Origin of the sequence: Sulfitobacter sp. HI0129, assembly GCF_001635395.1 — a bacterium.
Lineage (GTDB): Bacteria > Pseudomonadota > Alphaproteobacteria > Rhodobacterales > Rhodobacteraceae > Sulfitobacter.
Map to the genome: position 1 here is coordinate 1 of NZ_LWGH01000480.1, position 2,830 is coordinate 2,830.

4 protein-coding genes and 1 tRNA gene are annotated in these 2,830 nt (G+C 64.8%); 3 read left to right on the forward strand and 2 right to left on the reverse strand.

Annotation, left to right across the window (positions count from 1 at the left end):
- The 3 genes from A3764_RS13110 to A3764_RS13120 form a co-directional block, all read left to right on the forward strand.
- Positions 1 to 423: segregation and condensation protein A (locus A3764_RS13110; protein ID WP_443069382.1), on the forward strand; the 423-nt coding region annotated here is incomplete at its 5' end.
- A 7-nt stretch (positions 424 to 430) separates the two neighbouring features.
- Positions 431 to 1,087, forward strand: a complete 657-nt coding sequence (gene scpB, locus A3764_RS13115; RefSeq protein ID WP_201722184.1) for an SMC-Scp complex subunit ScpB — start codon at positions 431 to 433, stop codon at positions 1,085 to 1,087.
- Positions 1,088 to 1,172: 85 nt separating this feature from the next.
- Positions 1,173 to 1,406, forward strand: a complete 234-nt coding sequence (locus A3764_RS13120; RefSeq protein ID WP_067926794.1) for a hypothetical protein — start codon at positions 1,173 to 1,175, stop codon at positions 1,404 to 1,406.
- A gap of 23 nt (positions 1,407 to 1,429) precedes the next feature.
- On the opposite strand, the gene A3764_RS13125 is transcribed toward A3764_RS13120, so the two are convergent.
- Together A3764_RS13125 and A3764_RS13130 are read right to left on the reverse strand one after the other, a co-directional pair.
- A complete protein-coding gene (locus tag A3764_RS13125) occupies positions 1,430 to 2,506 on the reverse strand; it encodes a 2'-deoxycytidine 5'-triphosphate deaminase (RefSeq protein WP_067926789.1) in 1,077 nt (358 codons plus the stop codon).
- Between the two features lie 64 nt (positions 2,507 to 2,570).
- Positions 2,571 to 2,647 (reverse strand) — tRNA-Pro (locus A3764_RS13130).
- Positions 2,648 to 2,830 lie beyond the last annotated feature (183 nt).

A 2,830-nucleotide genomic window follows, 5' to 3' on the forward strand; every position in this document is an offset into this window, starting at 1 on the left:
ATGCGCGACGCCGCCGCCCGGTTGATGGCGCGCGACCGGCTGGGCCGCGACTTTTTCGCGCGCGGCCAGACGCAGGACATGCAGCGCACGCGCCGCGTGACCTATACGGCGACCCTGCTCGATCTGATGCAGGGCTACGCGCGCATCCGCACCCGCGACGAATTTCGCCCCTTCGTGATGGACAGGGATGCCGTCTATACCATGGAACAGGCGCTCGAACGGATGCGCGGTCTTATCGGTTTCGCCGGGGGCTGGTCCGACCTGACCAGCTATCTGCCTGACGGCTGGGGGGCCGATCCGGTGCGACGGCGTTCTGCTACGGCATCGACTTTCGCGGCCTCCCTCGAACTGGTGAAGGAAGGGCATCTCGATATCCGCCAAGCGGAAGCCTTTGCGCCCATAGAACTGCGCAGAAAGGATTAGCTGCGTGATGCAGGACATTGACGAAGAGGAACAAAGTCTGTTCGAAGCGCCGCCCTTGGCGGAACAGGAACGCATGGTGGAGGCGGTGCTTTTCGCCACGTCGGAACCCGTGACCCTGCGGGAGCTGGAATCCCGGATGCCCCATGGCAGCGATGCGGGCGAAGCCATCGCGCTGCTGCGGCGGCGCTATGAGGGGAGGGGCGTGCAGCTGATGAAGGTGGGCGACGCCTATGCCCTGCGCACGGCGCCGGACCTCGGCTTTCTGATGCGCAAGGAAACCGTGGAGCAGCGCAAGCTGAGCCGCGCGGCCATCGAAACGCTTGCCATCGTGGCCTACCACCAGCCCGTCACCCGCGCGGAGATCGAGGAAATCCGCGGTGTTTCCGTTTCCCGGGGGACGGTGGACCAGCTTCTGGAACTGGAGTGGATACGCTTTGGCCGCCGCAAGATGACGCCGGGCCGACCGGTGACTTTCGTCGTGACGCAGGAATTCCTCGATCATTTCGGCTTGGAAAGCGCGAGGGACCTGCCCGGGTTGAAAGAACTCCGCTCGGCCGGACTGTTGGAGAACCGCCCGCCCCCCGGTCATCTGCCGGGGCCCGACGGCGCCGACGACCCGGAGGAGGAGGCGAGCACCGGACAAAGCGAATTGTTCGAGGATTGAGGCTTTCGCGCCGTCATCGGCGGGGTGCCTGAATATCGCCGCAAAACGTACTATATTGGTCATCGAGGCAGAAAGAGAGGGTCAGATGAACGCGATCATCAATATGATCATCCGTCAGGTGATGCGGCGGCTGGTGAACAAGGGTATCGATGCGGGCTTCAACCAAGCGAGCCGCATGGGCAACCGCAAGAAGCGGCAGGACGGTGACGTCGAGCCGCGACCCATGCCGGAGTCGAAGGCTGACAAGCGGCGGGCGCGTCAGTCCGCGCAGCGCGCCAAGCAATCGATGAAGGTTCTGCGCCGGATCGGAAGGTTCTGATCCCGCGCGCTTTCGAATGTGCTTCAGGCAGTTTTGAAGTGCTTGGACAGTTTCAGGCCCTGGCCCTGGTAGTTTGACGCGATGCCCTGCCCATACAGCAGGCTCGGCGCTTCAGTCATCCGCTCGTAAAGCAGGCGGCCCACGACCTGTCCGTGTTCCAGCACGAAAGGCGCTTCGTGGCAGCGCACCTCCAGCACCCCGCGGGAGCCTGCGCCGCCCGCCGGGGCGTATCCGAACCCCGGATCGAAGAATCCGGCATAGTGCACGCGGAATTCGCCCACCATCGCAAGGAAGGGCGCCATCTCTGCCGCGTAGTCGGGCGGGATCGTCACGCTTTCGCGGCTGACGAGGATGTAGAAGGCGCCCGGATCCAGAATAATCTGGCCGTCATCGCTGTGGACTTCTTCCCAATAGGCGCGGGGGCTGTAATGGCCGATCAGGTCCAGATCGATCACCCCGGTATGGGGCTTCGCCCGGTATCCCACCAGCGATGTGCCCGGCAGGCGCAGATCCACCGAAAAGCCGAGCCCATCGTCGATGAGCGGGTCGCCATCCACCAGCGGCGTCTTTTCGTGCAGCACGCGCAGTGCCGCATCGTCGAGCCGCGCCTCGCCTTGGGCGAAACGGATCTGGTTCAGGCGCATGCCGGGACGGACCAGCACCGAAAAGGAGCGCGGGCAAATCTCTGCGTAAAGCGGGCCGGTGTACCCGGCGGGGATTCGGTCGAACTCCACCCCGCCATCGGTGATCACCCGGGTCAGCAGGTCGAGCCTGCCTGTCGAGCTCTTGGCGTTGGCGGCGGCGGAAATGTCCTTCGGCAGATCAAGGCTTTCCATCAGCGGCACGACATAGACGCAGCCCTTTTCCAGCACCGCCCCTTCGGACAGATCGACGCTGTGCATCCCGAAGGCATCCAGCCTGTCACTGACGCGCGCCTTCGCCCCGGCAAGGAAAGAGGCGCGCACGCGGTAGGCCACGGTGCCAAGCCGCAGATCGAGGCTAGCGGGCTGTATCTGTTGGGGTGTGACGGGCGCGATCGCCTGAATGGCGCCCCCGTCGATCATGGCCGAAATCTGCTGGTTCGGGATCACGCCTGACATGGGGGACCTTTCAAAATGACAAACGCCCGCGTCGCAGGGACGCGGGCGATTTGCGAGGGTATTCTGGTCGGGCTAGCAGGACTCGAACCTGCGACCTTCCGTCCCCCAGACGGACGCGCTACCAGGCTGCGCCATAGCCCGACTTGTGGCGGTTCATACCTGATCTGACCCCGCGTGCAAGAGGGAATTGCCGCCCGTTGCATCGCCTCAGCGCGGGAGCGAGCCGTTGCGCATCCCGTCGAGCGCATCGCGCAGCCGTGCCAGCAGCGGTGCCGCCGCCCGCGCCTGTGCATCGGGCAGGTCGGAAAGCCGCATGGCAGCGGC

What these genes read in the sequence shown, in the direction of transcription:
- scpB (WP_201722184.1), top strand. Translation starts at nt 431, where the DNA reads ATGCAGGACATTGACGAAGAGGAACAAAGTCTGTTCGAAGCGCCGCCC.
- A3764_RS13120 (WP_067926794.1), top strand. Translation starts at nt 1,173, where the DNA reads ATGAACGCGATCATCAATATGATCATCCGTCAGGTGATGCGGCGGCTG.
- A3764_RS13125 (WP_067926789.1), bottom strand. Translation starts at nt 2,506, where the DNA reads ATGTCAGGCGTGATCCCGAACCAGCAGATTTCGGCCATGATCGACGGG.